This window comes from Microbulbifer sp. ABE4_465 (assembly GCF_056160765.1).
This window is the reverse complement of sequence record NZ_JBSWXV010000001.1, coordinates 499,368-523,799: the sequence shown is the minus strand read 5'-3', so window position 1 is coordinate 523,799 and position 24,432 is coordinate 499,368. Positions and strand designations below refer to the sequence as shown.

The following is a 24,432-nucleotide window of genomic DNA, read 5'->3' as shown; positions in this document are numbered from 1 at the left end:
GGCAGTGCGTAACTTAGCAATCCGCATCCAAAAAATAAACGCCAACAGGTTTCTTTACATTACTCATTGTGCAGAGTGGAGTAAATTTCCTGGGCAAGCTTGCGGCTGACCCCCTCCACACTGGCCAGCTGGTTGACCGATGCGCGCATCACTTCCTGCAATCCACCAAAGTGGTGCAGCAATGCGCGCCGGCGCGCTGGTCCGACACCTGGGATCCCCTCCAGAGGTGACTCGCGACGTTTCTTGTCCCGCCGCTGGCGGTGGCCGGTAATCGCAAACCGGTGCGCTTCATCCCGCACCTGCTGAATCAGGTGCAGCGCAGGGGAATCGGACTCCAGCACCAGCTCGCGATTCTGGGACACCACGTGCAGCGTCTCAAACCCCGCTTTGCGGGTGGTGCCTTTGGCGACGCCAATAATCTGAACACCGGTCACACCCAGCTCATTGAGTGTATCAATGGCCTGACGCACCTGCCCCTTGCCGCCGTCGATCAGTAAAATATTCGGGAAACGGCCCTCGCCTTTGGACAGTCGCGCATACCGCCGCTGCAGTGCCTGCCCCATGGCCGCGTAATCATCCCCCGCGGTAATATTTTCGATATTGAAGCGCCGATAATCCGACTTCACCGCACCGCCAGTATCAAACACCACGCAGGACGCCACTGTCGCCTCACCACTGGAATGACTGATATCAAAACACTCCAACCGCTCGGGCAATTCCCCCAACCGCAACACCTCCTGCAAGTTCTCAAACCGGTCCTGCAGCTTCTGCTGCGACGCGGTGCGACTTTGCAGGTTTTGGCTGGCAGCCTGCTGGGCCATTTCCACCCAGGAGGCCCGATTGCCACGCAGCTTGTGCACCAGCTGGACATCCTTCCCGGATTGCTCAGTTAACGCCTGCTGCAGCGTCTCACCATCTTCCAGTGACTCGGACATCAGAATCTGACGGGGAATCTCGCGGTTCGCACCGAGGTAAAACTGCGGGATAAACGCGGAGAGCAATTCCGAAGATTCCAGACCGAGCTTCTCACTGGGATAGTAGCTGCGGCTGCCAAGAATCCTCCCCTGGCGAATAAACAGGACATGCACACAGCACAGACCACCAGAAGTCGCCGCCCCGAGCACATCCACATCGCCACCGGCACTTTCTGCAATCTGGTCCGACTGCAAACGACGCAATGCGACGATCTGATCGCGCAGGCGCGCGGCTTTTTCAAACTCCAGCGCAGCCGAGGCCTGCTCCATGGAATCGGCCAGCTCGCGAATAATCGTGTCGCTTTTACCGGCAAGGAACATTTGCGCGTGGCGCACATCGGCCTGGTAGTCTTCCGCCGATATAAAATCGACGCAGGGTGCCGTACAGCGCTCAATCTGATATTGCAGGCACGGGCGCGAACGGTTGGCGAAGACACTGTCTTCACAGGAGCGAATGCGGAAGGTTTTCTGCAAAAAATTCAGACTATCACGCACCGACGATGCATTGGGAAAAGGCCCGAAATAGTCGCCTTTCTTGCGTTTGGAACCGCGGTGGAAGGCGATTCGCGGAAAGGTATCTTTGCTGGAAAGGAAAATATAGGGGTAACCCTTATCATCTTTCAGCATCACGTTGTAGGGCGGCCGCTGCGACTTGATCAGGCTCTGCTCGAGCACCAGCGCTTCGGTTTCACTGCGGGCAACGGTCACTTCGATATCCGCAATCTTCTCCACCAGGGCCATGGTCTTTGCGGTCAATCCGGTGGCCCGGAAATAACTGCCAAGGCGGTTGCGCAGGTTCTTTGCCTTGCCGACATACAGTACCTTTCCCTGGCTATCAAACATCTGATAGACGCCGGGCTTGCGGGTCACTGTCGATAAAAAGCGCTTACTGTCGAACATGCAAAAAAATACGGCCACCGAAACAGAACAGGGGCCGGAAAGGCCCCTGTTCTAAACAATATATGACGAGCGGATTATACGCGCTAGCGTGGCATTATTCCGCCTCTATCCCAACTTCGAACGCCCTGCACCGCTAAACCGCCTCTTCCGGGTCCAGCACATTGTGCTTGACCGCCAGCAGGGTCAATTCCACATCGGAATGCAGGCCGAGCTTTTCGAAGATTCGGTACCGATAGGTATTCACGGTTTTCGGGCTCACCGCTAGGGTTTCTGCGATTTCTGCCACCTTGTTGCCGTTGACGATCATGACCGCCGTTTGCAACTCCCGCTCGGAGAGGTCCTCAAAGGGCGAGGAACCACCACTGACACTGCGTAACGCCAGCTTGGTCGCCATTGAGGAGCTGATATAGGTTTCGCCAGCAACAACCGAGCGAATCGCTCGCACCATCTCTTCCAGGTCTGCACCCTTGGTCACATAACCGGTTGCGCCCGCCTGAATCAGCCGGCTCGGAAAGAGGTCGTCGTCCAATGCGCTGACCGCGATGACTTTCGCCTTGGGAAAGCGGGGAATCAATTTACGGGTAGCCTCGAGGCCCCCCATTCCGGGCATTCGAACATCCATCAAAATGACGTCCACTTCCGTCTCGCGGACAAATGCCAGTGCGTCTTCACCACTTTTGGCTTCGCCGACAACCTGAATGTCATCGACATCTCCCAGCATGCGGGAAATACCCATACGCACCAAGTCGTGATCGTCTACCACTAAGACTTTTATCAAATTAGCCCCAACCACGGATTTTCAGCCGATTTTGCGCAAAATTTTCCTACTGAGATCAGCTCGCACAAAATCGAATTTTTTGTTATTGCTCAGCGGGTTATGTCCCGCAAAGATCCATCCACAGAGCCCTCAGAAAACATACCAGACTAGCGTCTCAATGCAAAGCAAGTGGTACGCATCTTGAAGCAAAGCGATCCATTGAAATAAAGACTGTAAACAGCAGAAAATTCGGCTCGAATTCCCGGCACCGGGATATCACTCTCCCCGCGCCAGCGAGCGTATCAGTGCCTAGGGGTAAAATCGTGGCTCTGGTTCAAGGGTTACGCCAAATTTGACCTGGATATCCGCCGCTATGTCGCGAGCCAGATCGACCACCTGTTGCCCCGCCCGGTGCCCGGGGTTTACCAGGACCAGTGCCTGGCGATCGTGCACCCCAACGCCATCGCGCTGGAACCCCCGCCAGCCGGCCTGATCAATCAACCAGCCCGCGGCCAGTTTCCAGCCACTTCCCGCCGCATAAGCCACCACGTTCGGGTGACTTTGCTTGATGGCGCTGTACTGGGCCTCGGTCACCACCGGGTTCTTGAAGAAGCTGCCGGTGTTTGGAATTTCTACCGGATTCGGCAGTTTGCTGTTGCGGATGTCGATGACCGCGGCTGCCACTTGCGACGGCGTCAGCTGATCAACGGGGGTCTTGTGCTCCTGAAAATGCTGCTGCAGCGCGGGGTAATCTACTCGCGGTTGCCAGTCGCGGCGCAACTTCAGTACCACCTCGCAAATCAGGTACCGATCTTTTGCCTCCCCCTTGAAGAGGCTGTCGCGGTAGCCGAAAGCACACTTGCTCGCCGAAAAGGTCACCAGTTTACCTGTGGCGACTTCCATGGCCGTGAGCTGCTCGAAGTGGTCCTTCAGCTCAACCCCGTAGGCGCCGATATTCTGAATGGGCGCCGCGCCGATATTTCCCGGAATCAGCGCCAGGTTTTCCAGACCGCCAACACCGGACTCTACCGTTCGCATCACCAGTTGATGCCAGTTTTCTCCGGCAGCCGCAGTGACCCGCACCCCTTCGGCAGACTCAGCGACGTCCACACCACGCATACCCAAATGCAGGGCCAGCCCCGGATAATCACCGGTGAGAACGATATTACTGCCGCCCCCGAGTGGCAGGATGGGTAGCTGCCTGTCGCGGGCAAACGCCAGCGCTTCGCGCAACTGATCAAGCGAGGTCACCGAGCAGAAGTGACGCGCCCGCGCGGCGATTGTCATGGTGTTGAAAGGTTGCAGGTCGATATCAGATTGAATCATGCACTTCCAGAATATCTATTGGCCGTACCTGTTACGCCCAGTACGGCCAGGCTTGCCGGACTGAGACACGGTCGATCGGAATACCCGCAGGCCGATCCGGCCTACCCGGGCTCAGCTGAACAGGCTGCGCATCCGCGCCAGATCCTGCTCCGTATCCACCCCGCCGGGCACCGCCTCACAGGCGTCAGCCACATGGATTGCCTGTCCGTTAAACAGGAACCGCAACTGCTCCAGCGCTTCAAATTGCTCGAGCGGTGCCATGGGCCAGCTCACAAAGAGATTTAACAGGGCTGCACGGTAAGCATAGATGCCAATATGGCGGCGCGGGTTCAGCCCCTCAGGCAGGACCGACCTGTCACCGGCAAAGGCATCCCGGGGCCAGGGGATGGGTGCTCGGGAAAAATAACGTGCCAGCCCGTTCTCTTCACACACCAGCTTGACGATATTGGGGTTTAGGAAGTCATCGACCGATTCAATAGGCTCGGCCAGGGTAGCCACACCGGCGGCCGTATTCTTGGCCAGATTGCGCGCGACCTGGTTGATCACCGCCGGCGGGATCAACGGCTCATCCCCCTGCACATTGACCAGAATACGCTCATCCGCAAGCCCCAATTTGGTTGCCACTTCCTGTAGCCGGTCGGTTCCGGATGCGTGATCGGTACTGGTCATACACACCTGGCCACCAAATGCGGCCACCGCCTCGGCAACACGATTGTCATCGGTGGCGACGATTACCCGCTCCGCGGCACTCTCACAAGCACGCTCGTAGACCCGTTGCACCATGGTTTTGCCGGCAATCTCGGCCAGCGGCTTGCCGGGTAGCCGGCTGGAAGCAAAGCGGGCGGGGATGATGACGTCAAAACTCAGATCGTCGGCGGTACTGCTCATGGGGTTTCAAAACTCTCGAGATGTTGGTGAATACGTTGATAGAACAGATCGGGAAGCTGCGCCCGAGCCTCAAGTGCCCACCAGTGGGTCTGCCAGAAATCGCGGCATTTCACCGCGTCTTTCATGGTCATGATGACCGGAGTAATCCCGTCGAGCTGCAGCTCCTGTAGGCAAAACTGGTGGTGATCCGGGAACGGCATCTCCATTACGTTGAAACCGATGGCACGCAGGGCATTGAAAAAGCGCTGGGGGTTACCGATTGCCGCAACCCCGTGGCAAGGGCCGACTTCCGGGCCCGATTCCAGCTTGAGGGTGGAAGTCTGATCCAGATTGAACTGGTGCCAGCGCGCCGGCTCCAGGTGCATGGTGAAGTCGATCTCGTCGCCGCACTGGGATTCCGCCAGCTCACCAGCCGCACCATTGACGACCACCATATCGACACTGGCCAGACGCTCGATGGACTCGCGCAGCGGTCCCCGAGGCAGCAGGTGGCCGTTACCCAGCCCCCGGTGCCCGTCCACCACACAGATTTCCATACTGCGCCACAGGCCATAGTGCTGCAGCCCATCGTCGGACAGGATGACATCACAGCCGTGCTGTTCGATCAGCGCTTCCGCCGCCTCAATGCGCTTTGGCGACACCATTACCGGCAGACCGGTCATCAGGTGCAGCATCAGTGGCTCGTCGCCGGATTCGAGGGGGTGGGACTGGGCGGTGACATCGTACGGATAGTGCTTGGCGCGACCGCCGTAACCGCGGCTAATAATGCCCGGCTTGCGACCGCGCTCCAGCAGCCAGCGGCCAAGCTCGGCCACCAGTGGCGTCTTACCGGCACCGCCCACGGTGATATTGCCAACCACGATCACCGGCACCGGCAGCGGAGCCGGCCTGTTGCGCTGTTTGCGCCAGCGGCTGCCGTGGCGAAACGCCAGCTCCAGCGGCGCCAGCAATGGCAACTGGGTACCGTTGTCATCGCCACCCTCGGTGGCCGGGTACCAGCGTTTGTTTAACCAGTCTTCAAGCGACATTGCGCTCTGCGCCCCCTATCCCTGATGCGGTGTGTTCAACAATTTTGCGGTGTTCAGCCCGCGCCCTGCATATTCTGCTGTTGCAGCAGGAGTGCGTAGCGCCCGCCCTGGGCGAGCAGCTCGCTGTGGCTGCCCTGCTCCACGATGCGCCCCTGGTCCATGACCAGAATGCAATCGGCGTTCTCAATAGTACTGAGGCGGTGGGCAATCACAAAGGTGGTCCGGTCTTTCATCACCTCGGCAAGCGCCGCCTGGATATGCCGCTCGGAGGTGTTGTCGAGGGCCGAGGTGGCCTCGTCCAGGATCAGCAGCGGCGAATCCTTCAGCAGCGCCCGCGCAATGGCCAGGCGCTGGCGCTGGCCACCGGACAGAATCTGAGCGTTGTCACCAAGCACCGTCTGCAGCCCTTGGGGCAACTCTTCGATAAAGCTGCGCGCGTGTGCCTGATCCACCGCACGCTGCACATCGGCATCCGGCTTCGATTCCAGCTCCCCGTACGCGATATTGCGGTACACGGTGTCATTGAACAGCACGATATTCTGGGAAACCAGGCTGACCTGCGCGCGCAGATCCGCCAGCGGCAAGCGGGTAATATCGACCCCGTCCAACAGTATTCGGCCGGAGGTGGGCTCGTAAAATCTCGACAACAGGCTCACCAGTGTGGTTTTGCCCGAACCGGAAGCCCCCACAAGGGCCACCGTCTGCCCCGCGCGCACGGTGAAATTGATACCCGAAAGCACTTCGGGGCCGTCGTCGTTGTAGCGGAAACCGAGATGCTCAAATGTCACCTCCCCGGTCACCTGTAGCGGCAGTGCCGCGTCGCCTTCGGCCGGCTCTTTGGGTGCGTCGAACACCTCGAAAATGCTTTCCGCGGCAGCGATCCCCTTCTGGATTTCCGCGTACACCTCGGACAGGTTGCGGATAGGCTTGGCCAGGGAAGCCGCCGCACCGATATAAGAGGCAAACACGCCCGCGGTCATGGATTCCACCATACCCGGTGCCAGCGCAAACCAGACCAGCACCGCTGTGGCGAGCCCTACAAGGATCTGAATCACCGAAACACTCGCGTTATCCGCCACCACCAGTTTCATAAACTGCTGGCGGTTGGCATTGCTCGCCGCCTGAAAACGCCCGTTTTCATATTCCTGGCCGCCGTACATGCGCACCACTTCGTAGCCGTTGATGGCTTCCTGGGTAACGTGGGTGACGTCCCCCATGGTGTTCTGAATGCGGTGACTGAGCTTGCGAAAACGCTTGCCCACAATGCCGACAATGGCTGCAATAATCGGTACAAACAGGAAAAAGGTGAGCGTGAGTTTCCAGTTCACCATCAGCAGATAGGTGAGTAATCCAATCGCGGTGAACGAGGAACGGAAAATCGTCTTGAGTGATTTGGTAATGGAGTTGGTGACCTGCTCCACGTTATACGCCACCTTGGAAATCAGGAAAGCGCCGGTGTACCGGTCGTAATAACTGCTAGGCAAGCGGCCGATGCTTTCGAACAGCTCGGAACGCAGCTGGTGAATCACCGCGCGCGCAACATACGCCAGACCATAACTGCCGACGAAATTGCCAACCGCGCGCAGTGCAATAATGAACAGCATCCCCGTCGGTACCAGCCAGCGGGCAGTCTCCTGTGGCATCTGGCCATTGGGGAAATAAGAGGCAACGTATTTGGACAGGAACCCACGCCCGGTATCGATACCAGCACCCACCGCATCCAGCAGCAATTCTGTCACCGCAATCAGGGCAACTTCCATGGTGGAAAACAGCAGAAAACCGAACACCGCCAACACAAACACCGCCCAATGTGGCGCGGCATACGAGAGCAGGCGACGGTAGGTCCTGGCTCCGTTCTTGGGTTTGCGAACCGGTTGCGGGGATTTATCCATAAACAATCAGGTCGTGTGTTAACCACCCCGTCAAACAACGCCGCCCGCAGGGTGCGGGCGGGTGGATGTGAAAGGGCTAAGGGGCCGGTGCTATCGCCGCCCGCATCAACACTTATAGATTACTGTTCGTCAGGCTGCCGCGTGGTGATGCTGAGGTGTACAAACCCCAACTGACCGGCGGCATCCATGGCGCGAACCACTGACTGGTGTTCGGCAGTGGCATCAGCGGTGATGATTAGCGGGCGATTGTACTCGCCAGCAGAAACTTCCGACAGTGCCGATTTGAGGGTAACAAGCTTCTTGTTGATCAGAGCCTGCCCATCCACAGAGTAGGAACCATCCGCATTGATCAGAATTTCAATGGTAGATGGCGGCGCCTCCGCCTGGGGCCCGGCGGCCTCGGGGAGGTTCAGTTTGAGGTGGCTTTCCTTGGTAAAGGTGGTAGACACCATAAAGAAAATCAGCAGCAGGAACACCACATCGATCAGTGGTGTGAGGTTGACCCCATCCTGCTCTTGGCTTTGGCGACGGAATTGCATCGAGCGCTCCTGAATCTCTGGCTACGGCTCAGGCGGCTTCGATACGGCGGTCGCTGTGCAGCGCATCCACCAGTTTGACGGCTTCCTGCTCCATGGTGACCACAATGCTATCCAGGCGGCGCTGGAAGTAGCGGTGCGCCATCAGCGCCGGAATTGCCACGCTCAGGCCAGCGGCCGTCGTGATCAATGCCTGGGAGATACCGCCGGCAAGGACACCCGCGTTACCGGTGCCTTCGAGCATGATGGCGGTAAACACCTGGATCATCCCCACCACGGTTCCGAGCAGGCCAATCAGGGGGGCAACCGCGGCAATGGTGCCCAGCACATTCAGGAACCGCTCCAGGTCGTGCACTACCTGACTGGCGGCTTCCTGAATACTGTCTTTCATGACATCCCGGCCGTGCTTGGAATTGGACAGCCCCGCAGCAAAGATACGCCCCAGCGGGCTGGAGTCGCGCAGTTCCTTGATCTTCTCGGTGGTCAGCTGGTTGTTACGCAGGCTCCCCCATACATCCCCCAGCAGGGTCCGCGGCGCAATTTTGCGCTCGTTGAGGGTCCACAGGCGCTCAATGAAAATAGCGATAACGGCAACGGAACAAAGCAGGATTGGCAGCATCAGCCAGCCGCCGGATTTGATGATTTCTAACACGATTGTGCCCCAGACTGCGTACGGGATTCTTATGGTTTATCGAGAGTTTTGCGGAGAGATCCCCTGCAAACTCCGGTGCCAGGCCGAGCCATTCGGTACTCATTCAGCACTACAGCGCCAAACTCTACCACAGCTATTGGCGGTGGCTAAGTATCTGATTGTTATCTTTTTTGTTGCTGTGATGCCGATACCAAAAGCGGCCACCGTCGCGCGCTCGCGCTATATCGAGCTCACCGACACCATTCCAGTGGAACTGAATGGCACCTTCTTGAGCGGTATTGAACAGCGCCGCACCGGCAGATCGATACCTGGCAGTCACATCTGCATGCGGGTGCCCGAACCGGTGCCTGTACCCCGCACTGAATACCACCCGTTCCGGCCGCGCCCATTCAATGAGTGCCGCCGAAGACGATGTGCGCGAGCCATGGTGTGGCGCCACCAGAACATCGACCGGGCCCATATCCGGATACAGGCCCTTCAACTGCGCCTCCACGCGGCTGGAGATATCCCCGGTCAGAAGAATGCGGACCTGCTTCCACTGCAGCAGTCCCACGCAACTATGGTCATTTTCCTCTCCATCCAACGCAGTCGCGCGCGGCCATAGCCAGCGGATCGAGAGATCTCCCAGTCGGGTGACCTGCCCGGCACGGCAAGGCTCGACATTCGTGCCCGCCGACAGCCGCACGCCGAGACTCCCGGGCGCGATCATGGTTGCCACATCCAGTTGCTCCAGTACGCCGGCGACACCGCCCGCGTGGTCGCGATCTCCGTGACTGACCACCAGTGCCTCCACCGCTTCCCGCCCCTGAGCCTGCAGGTAGGGCGCGACGATACTCGACCCGGCGCTCCAGCCCCCGCCGGTACTCGCGCCGGTATCAAAGATTGCCGTGGAATCACGCGAGACGGCGGTAACGGCGAGTCCCTGCCCCACATCCAATACAGTCAACGCAAAGGATTCCGGCAACGGCCGCTGCCAGCTGGTAGTACCTACGGCGAGCACCGGGATCAACAGCCACCCCAATCCGCGCCCGGGAATCCCCCTCGGCAATATCAGAAGTAGTCCCCCGAGCGCCGCCAAGACAAGCACCCAGGCATCCGGAGCCGGCAGAGAACGCCAGCCCGGTGCAAGTTGCTCGGCGAATTCCAGAAAGGCGATCAGCCAAACCAGTTGCACATCAGCCAGGGACCACAGCAGTACTGCGACCGGCTCAAACGGACACAAGGCGCCCAGCAGAATAAGCGGTAAAATCGTCAGGCCGACCCAGGGAATGGCAACCAGGTTGACCACCAGCCCGCTGAGGCTTACCCCGTGAAAGATCAGCACCGACGGTATCAGCAGGCCGATGACGATTGCCCACTGACTGCGCGCGCCATTCAAGATCCAGCCCCACAGTCTGGAGGGCCATGACTGCAGCCCCAGCGCCGTCTCAGTCAGCCCGTCCTCCACCCGCTCGCGCCCCTGAAATCGCAGCAGCAAGACTGCCACGGCAACGAAGGAAAGCCAGAACCCGGCGCTCAGAACGGCCAGCGGTTGCCAGATCAGAATCACGCACAGGGCCAGCGTCAGCCCCAGCTGGCCATTCAACCGCCGCCGCAGGACTATGGCCGACATCGCCACGACGACCATCACCAGCGCCCGCTGGGCAGACAACGGCGCACCACTGATCAGCGTATACCCGAGGGCTGCAAATACACCGGCCGCGCCAGCCAGATACAGAGGGTTACCACCCCACCGGATACCAGACACCCCGGCCACACGTCCCAGCACACCGCCCAATAGAAAGAAGCAAACCGCCACCATCCCCACATGCAGCCCAGAAATCGCCAATAAATGCGCGGTGCCGGTGTTTTGTAGAAGGTTTCTGGTCCGATCATTGATTCCCGTGCGATCCCCTAGCAACAGCGCGCGCAATAGTGACTCCTGCTGATATCGCTGCGTCCCGCTCACGTCCTGCGCGAGCTGACCACGGATCTCTTCCCGCATTCGATCAATCCCCGTCCCGCGGGCGAGAAACTGCGGCTGCAAGTCGCGATCGCGCACATAACCCGTCGCAAACACCCCCTGCTCCAGCAGCCAAGCCTCGTAGTCGAAGGTGTGCGGATTAACGCTGCCGCGGGGCTCCTTCACCCGCACGCGCATCTGCCAACTGCTTCCGGCCTCAAGGCGCGCGGCATCCGCGGGCGCCACCCGGTACCAGCCGAGCTGCAGCTTGCGGTCGAGAAAGCGGTGATCTTCTGCATCGACGACGCGTGCGCGAAAGCGGGCATCCAGGTAACCGCGAGTTGCGCTTGAAGGTGTGCCAAAAAAGGAAACCGCCGGTGCACTTTGCGGCAGGGAAACCACTTGTATCACCAGTGTATGGTCAGAGCCGTGCAGGTCTCCGGGCAGGCGCTGCTCCAGAGACTGGTGATTCGCCCAAAGCCCCCAACAGGTCCCAACCAGAAATGGCAGAAAGACTCTGGTTAACAGCGAAGCTGGCAGGCCCGAATCCCGACGCATAGCACCGCTAACTATCGCCACCACGCCCAATGCCAGAAGACCAAGCAAAATGGCACCGACCAATTCACGGGAACCCGGCAAAACGGGCCAGAACGCAACCTGGCCGATACCTGCCCCACAGGCCCCGAGACCCACGACGAGATTTGGTCGAACGTCCAATGTTATCTCTACCCTTTAAGGCCCGTCCTTATTGAGCCCGTCCCTATTAAGGCTTTCCCTGAGGAATTTCGCTACTTCAGGCCAACGTTAACTGACACACCTGTCAGACCGCACACGGATCCGTAACAATTTATTCATTTTATTTTCATCTTTCACATGTTTGTAACAATTCCGCAGCAAACTGCGCGCAACTCAAGAACACACAGCGTTCCTTCTTTTACAAACATTACGAGAGCCCCCCATGAAAAAGACCGCCATGTCGCTCGCGCTGGTTGCCGTACTTCCCTCTTTCGCCAACGCAGAAATTTTTGACTTCTACGGTAAGGCCAACGCCTCCTTCCAGTCCAACGACGAAGGTGACGGTGCAGCGACCGATGTGAAAAGTAATGCCTCCCGCCTGGGTGTAAAAGGCGAGCTGCCCCTTGATAGCGGAATCAAGGGCATCTACAAAATGGAATACCAGGTCAACATGGATGGCGAAGGTGACACCTTCACCCAGCGCAATATCTTTGCCGGCCTCGAAGGTGGCTTTGGCCAGGTAATCGGCGGCAAGTTCGATACTCCGCTCAAAATCGCACAAAAGAAAGTGGATCTGTTCAACGACCTTGAGGGTGACATCAAAAGCCTGATCACCAAAAGCGACAACCGCGAATCCAACAACCTGCAGTACACCACTCCGTCATTCGGTGGTTTCCATGTTGCCGCAGCTTACGTCAGCAATAAAGACGCAGAAATTCTCGATGACGACGGCGAACTGATCGACACGCGCGACAATGGTACTTCCGTTGCATTTGCTTACGACAACAACGGTGTTTACCTGGCCTACGCCTACGATATGGACGTAGAGGCCAACGACTGGAACGTGTCGCGTCTTGTCGCGCAATACAATTTCGGCAACCTGCAGGTTGGCGGACTGTACGAAGAACAGGAAAAAGCAGACAGCAGCAAACAGGACGGCTGGATGACTTCCGTAGCGTACAAGATCAACAACTGGACTGCGAAAGCGCAATACGGTCAGTCTGACATCGTAAAAACCGATGGAGAAACTTTCAGCCTAGGCCTGGACTACAAGCTGTCCAAAGCGGCCAAGGTGTTTACCTTCTACACCGATGAAACCGCTGCAGACAGTTACGCACGTAGCTACGTTGGCGTAGGTACTGAATTCAAGTTCTGAGGCAGAACGGTTTTCAGCACTCCGCGAGACCCCATATGGTCTCCATTCGAAAGGGGCGCCACCTACGGGTCGCGCCCCCTTCTCATTTACTGGCGCACGGAAAAAAGAAAACTGCGTCAGACGCGGCGCATCAGTGGCGCAAGCCATGTCGAGGCCCCGGCATAATCAGCCAGCTGTGCTAGGATCGGAGATTCTGAAAATAAAAAGGTCTCCTACCGTCATGCATCGCACAAAAATCGCACTGATTTTCGCATCCGCACTTCTGGTAGCCTGCAGCAAGGGCGCCGATCCTGAATCCCCACAGACATCCGCCACCAGCGAAGCGTCTCCGGAGGCTGCACAACAAGCCAGTTTACCCGCCGGCATTTCCCTGGTTGAGACCTTTGATGGCGAAGGTGCTGAGATCGCCATCCCCTACAGCAAATACAAACTCGACAACGGTCTCACCGTCGTCCTGCACGAAGACAACTCCGACCCGCTGGTGCACGTGGATGTGACCTACCACGTAGGCTCCAACCGAGAAGATCCGGGTCGATCCGGCTTTGCCCACTTCTTTGAACACATGATGTTCCAGGGCTCTGTCAATGTGGCGGACGAGGAACACTTCCGCATCATCACCGAAGCCGGTGGCAGCATGAACGGCACCACCAACACCGACCGCACCAACTACTACCAGACGGTACCGGCCAACCAGTTGGAAACCGTGCTGTGGCTGGAATCGGATCGTATGGGGGTGTTCCTTGATGCGGTCACTCAGGAAAAGTTTGAAGTGCAGCGCGCAACGGTCAAGAACGAACGAGGCCAGCGCGTCGATAACCGCCCCTACGGCCGCGCCCTGGAAACCATGTACGCCGCCACCTACCCGGATGGCCACCCCTATTCCTGGCCGGTAATCGGCTGGATGGAGGATCTCGACCGCGCCGACCTGAACGACCTGAAACGCTTCTTCCTGCGCTGGTACGGCCCAAACAACGCCGTGCTCACCATCGGTGGCGACGTCGACAAAGCCAAAACCCTGGAATGGGTGGCCAAATACTTCGGCCCGATCCCCGCGGGCCCCGAAGTCGAAAACCTGCCCAAGCAACCCGCCAAACTGGACGCGGACCGTTACGTTACCCTGGAAGACAATATCCACCTGCCGGCTCTGGCAATGATGGTGCCCACCGTCAGCTACAGCCACCCGGATGAACCCGCTCTGGATGCCGCCGCCGCGATTCTCGGCCAGGGACAGGATTCCATGCTGTACCAGCGCCTGGTGCAAACCGGCCGCGCCGTGTCGGCCAGCGTCAGCCACTCCTGTAAGGAGCTGGCCTGTGAAATGTGGTTTATCGTGATCCAGAACCCCGCCTCCGGTGAAACCCTGGCGGAAATGGAACAGGCGGTGCGCGATACCCTGACCGAATTCGCCAGCCGCGGTGTGACCGAAGATGACCTGGTGAAATTCAAAGCGGGTTACGAGTCCGGGCGCGTGTTCGGTCTGCAATCCGTTTCCGGCAAAGTATCTACTCTCGCCGCGTTTGAAACCTATACCGGCAGCCCCAAAGGTATCGACAAAGAGATCAATGCCTATCTGTCTGTCGCCACCGATGACGTCACCCGGGTATTCGACCAGTACATCGCCGAACAGCCCGCGGTGCTACTCAGCGTGGTGCCAAACGGCAAGCCGGAACTGGCCGCCGCCAAACAGAATTACGAGTGGAAGCGCACCATTCCGGAAAGCTACGCCGACGAGGAAGAAGCCCTCGCTCTGCGCCCGGTCAAAGACACTTTTGACCGCAGTGTCCAGCCAACACCCGGTGTGAACCCGCAGGTTGAACTGCCGGCGATTCAGGATGGAAAACTGGAGAATGGCGTTCGTCTGCTGGCGGTACAGAATGATGAAACCCCCACCGTCACCGTGCGCGCCGTCTTTGATTTCGGCCAACGGGATGAGCCACGTGGAAAAGCCGGTCTCACTTCGCTGATGACCTCCCTGATGAGCGAAGCGACCACCGAGCGCAGTGCCGCCGAGTTCACCGAAGCACTCAAGCGCCTGGGCGCCAGTGTCAGCGTCAGCAGCGGCCAGTATGAAACCACCGTCACGCTGAATGTGCTCGCCAAGCATCTGGATGCAGCGATCCCCCTCATGATGGAGCGCATGCTGAAACCGGCATTCACCGAGACAGATTTCAACCGCATCAAACAGCAGACCATTGAGGGCCTGCAACAGGCCCGCAAGACCCCGCAAGGTCTGGCGACCCGTGCGGTAGGCGCAGTGATGCGCGGCACCGAGCATCCGCTCAGCTATCCGGGCGACGGCCTGCCGGGTACCGTCGAGCAGATTTCCCTGCAAGACATCAAGCAGTATTACAACGCCCACTTCCCCGCCCACCTGAGCGGAGTGACCGTCAGTACCAGTGTGCCCCACGAGAAGATCATCAAATCTCTGGAAGGGCTGGCAAAGCTGAAGATCGCACAACCGGTGCGCCCCGCTATCGCACTGCAGAAGCCGGAAATCGACGGTCGCACCGTCTACCTGGTAAACAAGGAAGGCGCGGCACAGTCCAGTCTGCGCGTTGCCCAGCATGGCCTGCCCTACGATGCGCTGGGCGATTACTACCTGGCCTATCTCGGCAACTTCCCGCTGGGTGGCAACTTCAACAGCCGCATTAACCTCAACCTGCGCGAAGACAAAGGCTACACCTACGGCGCCCGCTCTTACCTGATCGGCGAGCCGCAGGAAGGCCAATACATGATGAGCTCAGAGGTGAAAAAGAACGCAACCGCAGACGCCCTGAATGAAGTACTCAAAGAGTTTGCCAAGTATGACAGCGAAGGCATGACCGAGAGCGAGTTCAATTATCTCCGTTCCGCCATCGGCCAACAGGAAGCGCGCAAGTACGAAACCCCGGGCGACAAGCTCAGCCTGCTGAACAACATCCTGCGCTACGACCTGCCACTGGACTACCGCTCACAGCAAGGCGCCATGCTTAAAGAGACCGACCGTAAAACCCTGAACAAGGTCATTACCGGCTTATTGAAACCGGAGAATATGGCGATTGTGGTGGTTGGCGACGCGGCCAATATTCGCGAAAGCATCGCGGAACTGGGCATGCCGATTGTTGAGCTGGATGAGGATGGATACGTGAAGAAAAATGATCAGGCAGAGCAATCGGAAGATTCGGCGAGCCTGAATTGATCGTATTGATTCACACCGCCTTTAACTAATACCTCCAAAATACCTGCCCCCCCGCCTTCGCGGGGGTAACGGGGGAGAGAAATAGCACTCCCGTCATTCCGGCGAAGGCCGGAATCCAGCCCCACCGGGCCTTAACCCGCCTACATACTCAGGCTTTAACGCTAGCCGCCCGAGCCGCATGCAGCTTTTTATAGCTCTCGATCAAGCGCAGATGCTTGTCCAACCCCTCCAGCTGCATATTGGTTGGCGTCAGGCCATGAAAGCGCAAGCTGCCATCGACTGAGCCCACCACCGCATCCATGGTTTCCTCACCGAACATCCGATTCAGGTTATAGCGATAGTCTTCCAACGCCAGATCCTCATCCAGCGCAATCTCCAGCACCGCTTGCACGGCGCGATAGAACAATCCGCGCTCAACGGTATTGTCGTTGTACTGCAGGAAGGTCTCCACCAGCTCCAGCGCTTCTTCATGACGCTGCAGGGCGAGATAAATGAGCAGCTTCAGCTCCAGAACGGTGAGCTGACCCCAGACGGTGTTCTCATCAAATTCCACACCAATCAGCGTAATGATGGTCTCGTAGTTGTCGATCTGGCTCTCTTCCAGTCGTTCAACCAGTTCCTCCAGTGCTTCATCTTCCAACCGGTGCAGGTTGAGAATGTCTTCGCGGTAGTCCAGCGCCTTGTTGGTGTTATCCCAGATCAGGTCTTCTACCGGATAAACCTCGGAATAGCCGGGTACCAGAATACGACAGGCCGATGCACCCAGGTCATCGTAAGTAGCCATATAGACCTCTTTGCCCATGTCTTCCAGGATTGCGAACAGGCGTTCCGCCTCAGTCTGATTGGTATCTGCATGATCGCCGGACTTGGTTTTCGGGGTAAAGTCCCACTCAACGAATTCATAATCGGATTTGGCGCTGAAGAAGCGCCAGGAAACCACACCGGTAGAATCGATAAAGTGCTCGACAAAATTGTGTGGTTCGGTAACGGCGAGACTGTTGAAGGTCGGCGGGGGTACGTCATTCAGACCTTCAAAGCTGCGCCCCTGCATCAGTTCGGTCAGACTGCGCTCCAGCGCCACATGCAGGCTCGGGTGCGCGCCGAAGGATGCAAACACGCCGCCAGTGCGCGGATTCATCAGCGTCACACACATCACAGGAAACTGGCCGCCGAGAGAGGCGTCTTTTACCAAAATCGGGAAACCCTGCTTTTCCAGCTCTTCAATACCTTCGAGAATATCCGGGTACTTTTGCAGAATCTCTTTAGGTACATCCGGCAGTGCAATTTCCTGCTCCAGAATTTCCTTTTTCACCGCCCGCTCGAAGATTTCTGAGAGGCACTGCACCTGGGCTTCCGCCAGGGTATTACCGGCACTCATACCATTACTGAGGAACAGGTTTTCGATCAGGTTGGACGGGAAATACACCGACTCGCCGTCGGACTTGCGCACAAACGGCAAGGCACAGATACCGCGGTCGGCACGACCGGAATTGGTATCAATCAGATTGGAACCACCCAGTTCACCTTCCGGATCGTAAATCTCCCGGGTGTAGTCATCGAGAATGCCCTCAGGCAAGGCATCGTCGTCTTCCAGTGCAAACCATTTTTCATTCGGGTAGTGCACGAACTCGGCATCGGCGATTTCCTCGCCAAAGAACTGGTCGTTGTAAAAGAAATTGCAGCTCAGGCGTTCAATAAATTCGCCCAGCGCAGAACAAAGAGCGCTCTCTTTGGTCGCCCCTTTACCATTGGTAAAACACATGGGCGAAGCTGCATCACGAATATGCAGAGACCAGACGTGAGGCACGATATTGCGCCAGGAAGCAATCTCGATCTTCATACCCAGGTCGGCAAGAGTTTTCGTCATATTGGCGATGGTCTGCTCCAGCGGCAGATCCTTACCTTCGATAAAGGTCTGATGCTCAGCATCCGGCTCCACCATCAGCAGCGCCTGGGCATCTTCCGCCAGGTTCTCCACCGTCTCAATCTGGAAGTCCGGTCCGGTCTGGATCACCTTCTTCACGGTGCATCGGTCAATGGAGCGCAGAATGCCCTGCCGATCCTTCTCAGAAATATCTTCCGGCAGTTCCACCTGAATCTTGAAGATCTGGTTGTAGCGGTCTTCCGGATCCACGATATTGTTCTGAGACAGGCGGATATTGTCCGTAGGAATATCCCTCGCCAGGCAGTAAACCCGCACAAAGTAGGCCGCGCACAGGGCCGAGGAAGCCAGGAAATAGTCGAACGGGCTGGGCGCCGAACCGTCACCCTTGTAGCGGATCGGCTGATCAGTGATGACCGTGAAGTCGTCGAACTTGGCTTCAAGGCGCAGGTTTTCGAGGAAGTTGACGCTGATTTCCATGGGAGCTACCAGGCATTGGGATTGGTCAATCGAGCCTAAAAAAAAGACTTTGAATAAAAATGTAAGGGCTACATTGAGCTTACATTACTGCGTACCGGCCTGCATTTAACACATGACACAGGCCGACCCGGCAAACTACTACGAAGCGGACGACGCAGTAGGGGCTCGATAGAATCGAGATACGTTAGTAATTGCCATAAGATTAGGCTTCAATTTGAGTGCTTTTTTCTCTACATAGTGCCAAGAAAAGTAAGCGATGATAAAAACAATTACAGTAACCAACACTGTATGCTCATACGGATTCAACTCAGGAAACGACATAGCAACCACCTGCTGGATCGGCCACGCGTAAATATATACACCGTACGAAATATCCCCCAACTTTCTATCTATATTTAAATTTTTTGTTGCGTAAGCGATATAAAAAATAAGATATGCGAAAAATGGAGGGGCAACATATAAGTACCAATCCTTGCCGAATGAGCCCACCAGAACTATTAAAGAAAAAATGGATAGTTTTCCGTTTACCGGGATAAGACTTCTATTTATGTAGAAAAACACACCAACGAGAAAAAACAGTCCAGGCTTGCTCCACTTGCTGTTAACCCCCAAAAGAGGAACATCTCCAAAATTAAAATATGCGAAAGCAAGTACTGCAGCTAATGTGAAATTCGCCAGGACTCTCTTAGCAAGTACGCCGATCAAACCGATACAAGCAAGCAAAAAGTAGCAATATATCTCGACGTTCAGCGTCCAAAGTGATCCATTTATGGCCTTCCGGCGATTCTCCTCAAACACCCCCGGCAAGGTCCACTCCATACGAAATATAGAAAATCCATTTTTCAAATATTCCCAAGTCTTTGGACTTGAAAAATACTCGGCCAGCGGCAGTGCCGTAAGCACGGCCCCTAAAACAAACACCGAAAGAAGAACACAAACCATCAACCCGGGTAAAACTCTAAGCGCTCTTGAAATAACGTAATCTTTAACGCCCCGATTAAGTAGACTGGCACACACCAAATACCCGCTAATCACGAAAAAGCCATGCACTGCAAAACTGCCAATCCATTCCGAACCTTCAAAAATTCGATTTAGTGGATTTTTAAGGCCATGAGTGGGCTGGATCGCAAAACTGTGGCCAAATAGAACAAGCCAAGCAAATACCAACCTAATTAGGGTGAAATTATTTTCGCGATTTCCATCGTAATCAACGAGGGTTCTAGAGTCGATTGTTGTGCTCATATATAACCTTGGCCAGCTTATTAGAATTAATAAGCTGAAATTGCTTATGACTTAGTAATTTATTATCACGCCACACGATGAACGGCCACAGGGTTTCAGCCGATGTTTTGAACCCACACCATGTTTTTGCGAGACAGTATTTTGCGCGGATATTAGCTGAATCCTCCTATAAAACAAAGACATAGCCCCCAGTACCCCACCAAATGCGAGACTGAACGATTCAGCTGCTCAATTTTTGTACTACCCAATGTCGCCCACACAACTATCAACCAGAATCTCTCACTCGGAAGTGTGAGAGCAAACACAGCGCCATATACCCGCAACTTTATACTCGCGCCTCGGAACTATCCCTCCAAATCTGTCCCACCGACGAGGTACCCATGACGTTTTCGATGAATCTGCGCAAGATCGCCCTTCCCCTTTTGCTCGCAATCCTGAGCACTCCGACATTCGCAGCCAACAAGACAGGGGTTGGCCTCGGTGTCGCCCACGACCTGGGGCTGGGCGTGACCGCACAGTTGCGAGGAACTTCGATCTTTTTCAACAGCGACGCCATCGCCGTTGATATGCGCTTGCAGAACTTCAGCAACAATCTGGGCACCATGCATGCTTACATCGATGCGGGCGGCTTTTATCGGGACGGTAACGGCAATGGCGACTATTACCAAACCGGCGTTCGTCTGCCGGTTGGGTTGAGCTTTGGTATTGCACCGAGCCTGGAGGCCTACATTCAGGCAGTGCCACATTACGCGTTCAGCGATGTGGACTATAAGGAAGGCTTTGAAGTGGACGGGGCACTGGGGGTTCGCCTCCGATTCTGATCGCTCTTTGCGGCCCTATTGCACCCCGACCGGTTTGCAATAGGGCTTCCGGGAAATTGATGCGCGTTAAACCCCCACGATGCGCGCGCGGAACTTTCGCCCTTTGATTTTCCCGCTGGAAAGCTTGCTCAATGCCTTTTTCGCAACGGGCCGCTCTACCGCCACAAAGGTAGAAAAGTCGAACAGCTGGATTTTTCCGATCTGTGTGCCATCGATACCACCGTCGCCGGTCAGGGCACCCACAACATCACCGGCACGCACCTTCTGTTTTTTGCCACCGTCGATCTGCAGCGTGGACATCACCGGACGTGTCGGCGCAATTCCCCGTGACAGCTCGGGCACTTCCAGCAGAGTAATTTTCTGCTGCATCAGTTCTTCCAGCCGCTCCAGCTTGTAAATTTCCTTTTTACTTACCATTGAGAGCGCCACGCCCTTCTGCCCTGCCCGCCCTGTACGACCAACGCGGTGCACATGCACCTCCGGGTCACGGGACAGATGGTAATTCACTACCATCGGCAACTCTTCGATATCCAGCCCGCGTGCCGCCACATCCGTTGCCACCAGAACCGAGGCACTACCGTTGGCAAACAGCGCCAGGGTGCGGTCGCGGTCCTTTTGCTCCATATCTCCGTGCAGGGCCAGGGCGGCAAAGCCTGCGCGCTTAAGGGACTGGGCCGCTTCTTCGGTTTCCTTTTTGGTATTGCAGAACACCAGCGCTGACGAGGCATCGTAACTGGCCAGTAGCTGATACAGCGCTCCAGGGCGCGCTTCATTGTTTTCCACCCGGTAGTAGTTCTGCTCAATGGTGCTCTTTGTGTGCGCCGCGGCCACTTCCACCTTGACCGGGTCCCGCAGCACGCGGGTTGCCAGTGCATCAATGGTATTCGGGTAGGTAGCGGAAAACAGCAGTGTCTGACGCTCCTTCGGCAGCTCTGCCAGAATCTGATCCAGCACCGCCTGGAATCCCATATCCAGCATGCGGTCGGCTTCGTCCAGCACCATCGTATCCACATGGCTCAGATCAAGATTGCCCTTGCGCAGGTGATCCTCAATTCGCCCCGGAGTACCGACCACGATATGGGCCCCGTGCTTGAGGGAGCCAATCTGCGGTCCAAAAGGCATACCGCCGCACAGGGTAAGAATCTTGATGTTGTGGATGGCCCGCGCCAGTTTGCGCAGCTCCCGCGCGACCTGGTCTGCCAACTCCCGGGTGGGACAAAGTACCAGCGACTGAACCCGGAACTGCTCAACCCGCAATTTGTGCAACAACCCCAGACCGAAGGCCACCGTCTTGCCCGAGCCAGTCTTCGCCTGCCCGATGACATCCTGTCCCGCCACAATGGCCGGCAGCGCTGCCGCCTGAATCTCGGTCAGGCGCTCGTAGCCCAGATCCTGCAGGTTCTTCAGGAGAGGCTTTGGTAAAGGTAGCGACTGGAAATCGCGGGGGTAGTCTGTGTCAGATTGGGTCACAATGAGGGCTCTATTGATCAAGGGGGAACGGAAGGCCGTGTATTGTAGATAACCCTTGATAGATTTCCTATCCGCAAATAGCCAGCGCATCAGCCAATATCTTTAGCGTAAATTCGTGACGAAAGGCTTCTCTTGACTGGATGCGTGTGATTTCATCCCCACCACCCAAATGTACCGCAGTGATATTGCACTGCAGTACAAGGAAAATGGAGGAGTAACGAATGGATGCAGATGTCGTGATTGTAGGTGGGGGACTGGCTGGATTAGCGACCGCCTGCGGACTGGAGGCAGCAGGAAGATCCTATCGCCTGATCGAACAGCGCTCCCTTCCTGTGTCCGATGGAATAGGTATTGTCCTGCACCCTAATGGGCTACATGCACTGAGTCAGCTTGGCGTCGACTATCGGCACCTGAATGACTATGTACCGCTAACCCATATGGTCTTCGGAACCCCGAGAAGGAATCGGGTTGTCACACAACCCGTTGGATACCGAGGTTACCCGGTGGTCTCCGCATCGCGGCCAACCTTGCACCAGTTGCTCTACAGACATGTCGACCAAAACCATTGCCTGTCTAACACGCGCGTGATCTCCAGCGTCCGCGAAGGCGGAGCGACCCGACTAACGCTCTCATCCGGCAAAATGGTGATTGCACGAGACGTAGTGTTGGCCGATGGCATAAATGGTTTGGCGCGTGAAATAGCAAAACAGCAACACTCAAAGCAAGGAGTTTGGCGCTGGGTAATCAGTGACGGCAGCGAACCGCGGCACGCATATGAAATTCATAATGGAAAATATCGACTAGGCGTGTTCCCGATTTCCCCAACCAGCACCTATGTATTTCTATGCTCCCAACCCTGCAAGTTTGACCTCGAGTCACAATTTCGCACGCCGCAACTGCGCGAGATCCTGATGAGTTTTGGAGACCTCGGCCACCGAGTCAGCGACGCTATGAGCGAAGAAACACCGATTAGATTTGATGCAATTTCCGAATCAGAAGTCCACTGGATGACTAGTAGCGGAAATTTACGAATTGGAGACTCTGCACACGCAATCTCCCCAAAATCTGGGCATGGGGGCGTCACTCGCCTTTGAAGATGCGGCAACGCTGGTACATCTTCTTGGAAATCACTCCAGAGAGCGTATTGACCAGACGTTGATACGCACTTATATATTGGCCCGGGATAAGCGAGTGCGTGCGATAAAATCGTACTCGAATCTATTTGGCAGAATCGCACACCTGCCAGGAAACTATATGAATAACCTCAAGTTCACCGGCATGAAGCTCCTATCGAGCATTCCCCTTTTCGACAATGCGAACGCGATATACAAGCCATACTTCCAGCAGAGTGCAAAACTGGAATAACCGCCCACCTGCTCAACAAATATCACCAGCGCGTGAAATACTCATTAGCGATTATTTGTGCTGCTGACCACGGCCGGCTTGCAGGGAGACCATGTATTCAAATGGCTGGAGCAGCGGCTGATAGTCGCAGCTCGCATCGAGCCGTGTCATTGCCATGGCGATACTTTCAATGGTGGAGAGACTGTTCTCCAGCGATGAGTGGCGAATGGTGTAATTCGACTGGTGATCGCCCGCAAAACTCAAACGGGGTAACCGCTGGAGCTCAGGATGCAGGTGCAACATCTTCTTGGACTTACGCCAGGTCGCGTCGATCACTACCAACTGTTCCAATGCGTTAGCTTCTTCCGCGCCCGGTGCTATCTGCTCCACCTCCGGCAACCACTCCAGCGACGGATATAGCAACGCAGACCGCGGCCGCAGTAATTCTCCTAGATCCTCACCCGACAATCTCTCCGCCACCAGCAATTCGCTATTATCAAGGCACAACCGCGCCATCCGACCAGTGTTGAACGGGTGCTTCTCCTCCAGGGGGTGCTGTATGATCAGTACCTTGATGCGATTGGGGATATGGACCAGCGCGCTGCAGTAACAGACCTTGAGCGGACGCTGGCAAGTGGGGCAGGTTTCGCGTGGCATAGAGTGATATGAACTCGGATAAATCGACTGAATCTTATACTGCCCAGTGGCTCTCCGACGCAGAGATGCCATTAGCCAACAAATTCTACCGCACCCACAAATTCCGCGGCAAAGCCCGGCGGCACGATCCCTGTCTGGTGATAAGAGATTCAGGCAAGCAGATTGTGGCCTGCGGCACTCTACGCAAGTTGACCGACAGCCAGCTGCTCACCGGCGTAGCAGTGGCCGAAGAACACCGGGGCAAAGGCATTGCGCGATTACTGCTGCAACGTATGGCTGAAGCCTACGACGACAGAACCTTCACCTTCCCCTACCAGCACCTGATTCCGTTTTACGAATCGCTCGGCTATTCCATTGTTGAGGAAGGCGGACTCCCGTCAGCCATCGTCGACCGATTCCATACCTATCAGAAACAAGGGCGGGATATTGTGATTATGCGCTACACGTGTATATCCTAGCGGATTCGCATCACACCCGCCCATCCGGGCTCCTTGTACTATTCATATTGATAGTCGACGCAAATATTTCGTATTCGAAAACTCCACTCTGACACGATTTTAAATATTTGAAAT

Annotated in this window: 18 protein-coding genes; 5 read left to right on the top strand and 13 right to left on the bottom strand. The window is 56.3% G+C overall.

The features are described 5' to 3' along the window. Positions 1 to 59: 59 nt before the first annotated feature. From uvrC to ACXAG1_RS02035, 9 genes are all read right to left on the bottom strand, one after another. Positions 60 to 1,874 carry an excinuclease ABC subunit UvrC gene (gene uvrC, locus ACXAG1_RS02075; RefSeq protein ID WP_475093086.1) on the bottom strand — a complete coding sequence of 605 codons (1,815 nt, stop codon included), beginning with the start codon at positions 1,872 to 1,874 and terminating at the stop codon, positions 60 to 62. Between the two features lie 133 nt (positions 1,875 to 2,007). After that, entirely contained in the window at positions 2,008 to 2,652 is a 645-nt protein-coding gene (locus tag ACXAG1_RS02070) for a response regulator (protein ID WP_475093087.1), read from the bottom strand. Between the two features lie 288 nt (positions 2,653 to 2,940). Continuing rightward, positions 2,941 to 3,957, bottom strand: a complete 1,017-nt coding sequence (gene murB / locus ACXAG1_RS02065) for a UDP-N-acetylmuramate dehydrogenase (RefSeq protein WP_475118789.1) — start codon at positions 3,955 to 3,957, stop codon at positions 2,941 to 2,943. 111 nt (positions 3,958 to 4,068) lie between these two features. Beyond that, on the bottom strand, positions 4,069 to 4,824 hold the full coding sequence (gene kdsB, locus ACXAG1_RS02060; RefSeq protein WP_475118968.1) for a 3-deoxy-manno-octulosonate cytidylyltransferase: 756 nt from the start codon (positions 4,822 to 4,824) through the stop codon (positions 4,069 to 4,071). Between the two features lie 17 nt (positions 4,825 to 4,841). Next, the gene (gene lpxK / locus ACXAG1_RS02055; RefSeq protein WP_475093089.1) at positions 4,842 to 5,873 is read right to left on the bottom strand and encodes a tetraacyldisaccharide 4'-kinase; all 1,032 of its coding nucleotides are present in this window, start codon (positions 5,871 to 5,873) and stop codon (positions 4,842 to 4,844) included. Positions 5,874 to 5,926: 53 nt separating this feature from the next. Next, a complete protein-coding gene (gene msbA, locus ACXAG1_RS02050; protein ID WP_475118788.1) occupies positions 5,927 to 7,765 on the bottom strand; it encodes a lipid A export permease/ATP-binding protein MsbA in 1,839 nt (612 codons plus the stop codon). A 119-nt stretch (positions 7,766 to 7,884) separates the two neighbouring features. Further along, the gene (locus tag ACXAG1_RS02045; RefSeq protein ID WP_475093091.1) at positions 7,885 to 8,304 is read right to left on the bottom strand and encodes an ExbD/TolR family protein; all 420 of its coding nucleotides are present in this window, start codon (positions 8,302 to 8,304) and stop codon (positions 7,885 to 7,887) included. A gap of 28 nt (positions 8,305 to 8,332) precedes the next feature. Then, positions 8,333 to 8,953 carry a MotA/TolQ/ExbB proton channel family protein gene (locus tag ACXAG1_RS02040; RefSeq protein ID WP_475093092.1) on the bottom strand — a complete coding sequence of 207 codons (621 nt, stop codon included), beginning with the start codon at positions 8,951 to 8,953 and terminating at the stop codon, positions 8,333 to 8,335. A 133-nt stretch (positions 8,954 to 9,086) separates the two neighbouring features. Next, the gene (locus ACXAG1_RS02035) at positions 9,087 to 11,612 is read right to left on the bottom strand and encodes a DNA internalization-related competence protein ComEC/Rec2 (protein WP_475118787.1); all 2,526 of its coding nucleotides are present in this window, start codon (positions 11,610 to 11,612) and stop codon (positions 9,087 to 9,089) included. A gap of 241 nt (positions 11,613 to 11,853) precedes the next feature. Here ACXAG1_RS02035 and ACXAG1_RS02030 point away from each other — a divergent pair, with 241 nt between their 5' ends. Both ACXAG1_RS02030 and ACXAG1_RS02025 read left to right on the top strand, forming a co-directional pair. Then, the gene (locus ACXAG1_RS02030) at positions 11,854 to 12,786 is read left to right on the top strand and encodes a porin (RefSeq protein ID WP_475093094.1); all 933 of its coding nucleotides are present in this window, start codon (positions 11,854 to 11,856) and stop codon (positions 12,784 to 12,786) included. Positions 12,787 to 13,006: 220 nt separating this feature from the next. Beyond that, on the top strand, positions 13,007 to 15,964 hold the full coding sequence (locus ACXAG1_RS02025) for a M16 family metallopeptidase (protein ID WP_475093095.1): 2,958 nt from the start codon (positions 13,007 to 13,009) through the stop codon (positions 15,962 to 15,964). A gap of 148 nt (positions 15,965 to 16,112) precedes the next feature. On the opposite strand, the gene ACXAG1_RS02020 is transcribed toward ACXAG1_RS02025, so the two are convergent. Together ACXAG1_RS02020 and ACXAG1_RS02015 are read right to left on the bottom strand one after the other, a co-directional pair. Beyond that, complete coding sequence (locus tag ACXAG1_RS02020) at positions 16,113 to 18,326, bottom strand: OsmC domain/YcaO domain-containing protein (protein ID WP_475118786.1); 2,214 nt, start codon at positions 18,324 to 18,326, stop codon at positions 16,113 to 16,115. Between the two features lie 138 nt (positions 18,327 to 18,464). Beyond that, a complete protein-coding gene (locus tag ACXAG1_RS02015; protein ID WP_475093097.1) occupies positions 18,465 to 19,568 on the bottom strand; it encodes an acyltransferase family protein in 1,104 nt (367 codons plus the stop codon). A 380-nt stretch (positions 19,569 to 19,948) separates the two neighbouring features. On the opposite strand from ACXAG1_RS02015, the gene ACXAG1_RS02010 reads away from it, so the two are divergent. Continuing rightward, the gene (locus tag ACXAG1_RS02010) at positions 19,949 to 20,389 is read left to right on the top strand and encodes a hypothetical protein (RefSeq protein ID WP_475093098.1); all 441 of its coding nucleotides are present in this window, start codon (positions 19,949 to 19,951) and stop codon (positions 20,387 to 20,389) included. A gap of 66 nt (positions 20,390 to 20,455) precedes the next feature. On the opposite strand, the gene dbpA is transcribed toward ACXAG1_RS02010, so the two are convergent. Beyond that, the gene (dbpA, locus tag ACXAG1_RS02005) at positions 20,456 to 21,859 is read right to left on the bottom strand and encodes an ATP-dependent RNA helicase DbpA (protein WP_475093099.1); all 1,404 of its coding nucleotides are present in this window, start codon (positions 21,857 to 21,859) and stop codon (positions 20,456 to 20,458) included. A gap of 221 nt (positions 21,860 to 22,080) precedes the next feature. Here dbpA and ACXAG1_RS02000 point away from each other — a divergent pair, with 221 nt between their 5' ends. After that, positions 22,081 to 22,953: an FAD-dependent oxidoreductase gene (locus ACXAG1_RS02000; protein WP_475118785.1), complete on the top strand. Its 873-nt coding sequence runs from the start codon at positions 22,081 to 22,083 to the stop codon at positions 22,951 to 22,953. Positions 22,954 to 23,275: 322 nt separating this feature from the next. Here ACXAG1_RS02000 and ACXAG1_RS01995 read toward each other — a convergent pair whose 3' ends face one another. Then, complete coding sequence (locus ACXAG1_RS01995) at positions 23,276 to 23,860, bottom strand: tRNA-uridine aminocarboxypropyltransferase (protein WP_475118784.1); 585 nt, start codon at positions 23,858 to 23,860, stop codon at positions 23,276 to 23,278. Between the two features lie 65 nt (positions 23,861 to 23,925). On the opposite strand from ACXAG1_RS01995, the gene ACXAG1_RS01990 reads away from it, so the two are divergent. Beyond that, positions 23,926 to 24,318, top strand: a complete 393-nt coding sequence (locus ACXAG1_RS01990; protein ID WP_475118783.1) for a GNAT family N-acetyltransferase — start codon at positions 23,926 to 23,928, stop codon at positions 24,316 to 24,318. The last annotated feature ends 114 nt before the right edge of the window (positions 24,319 to 24,432 follow it).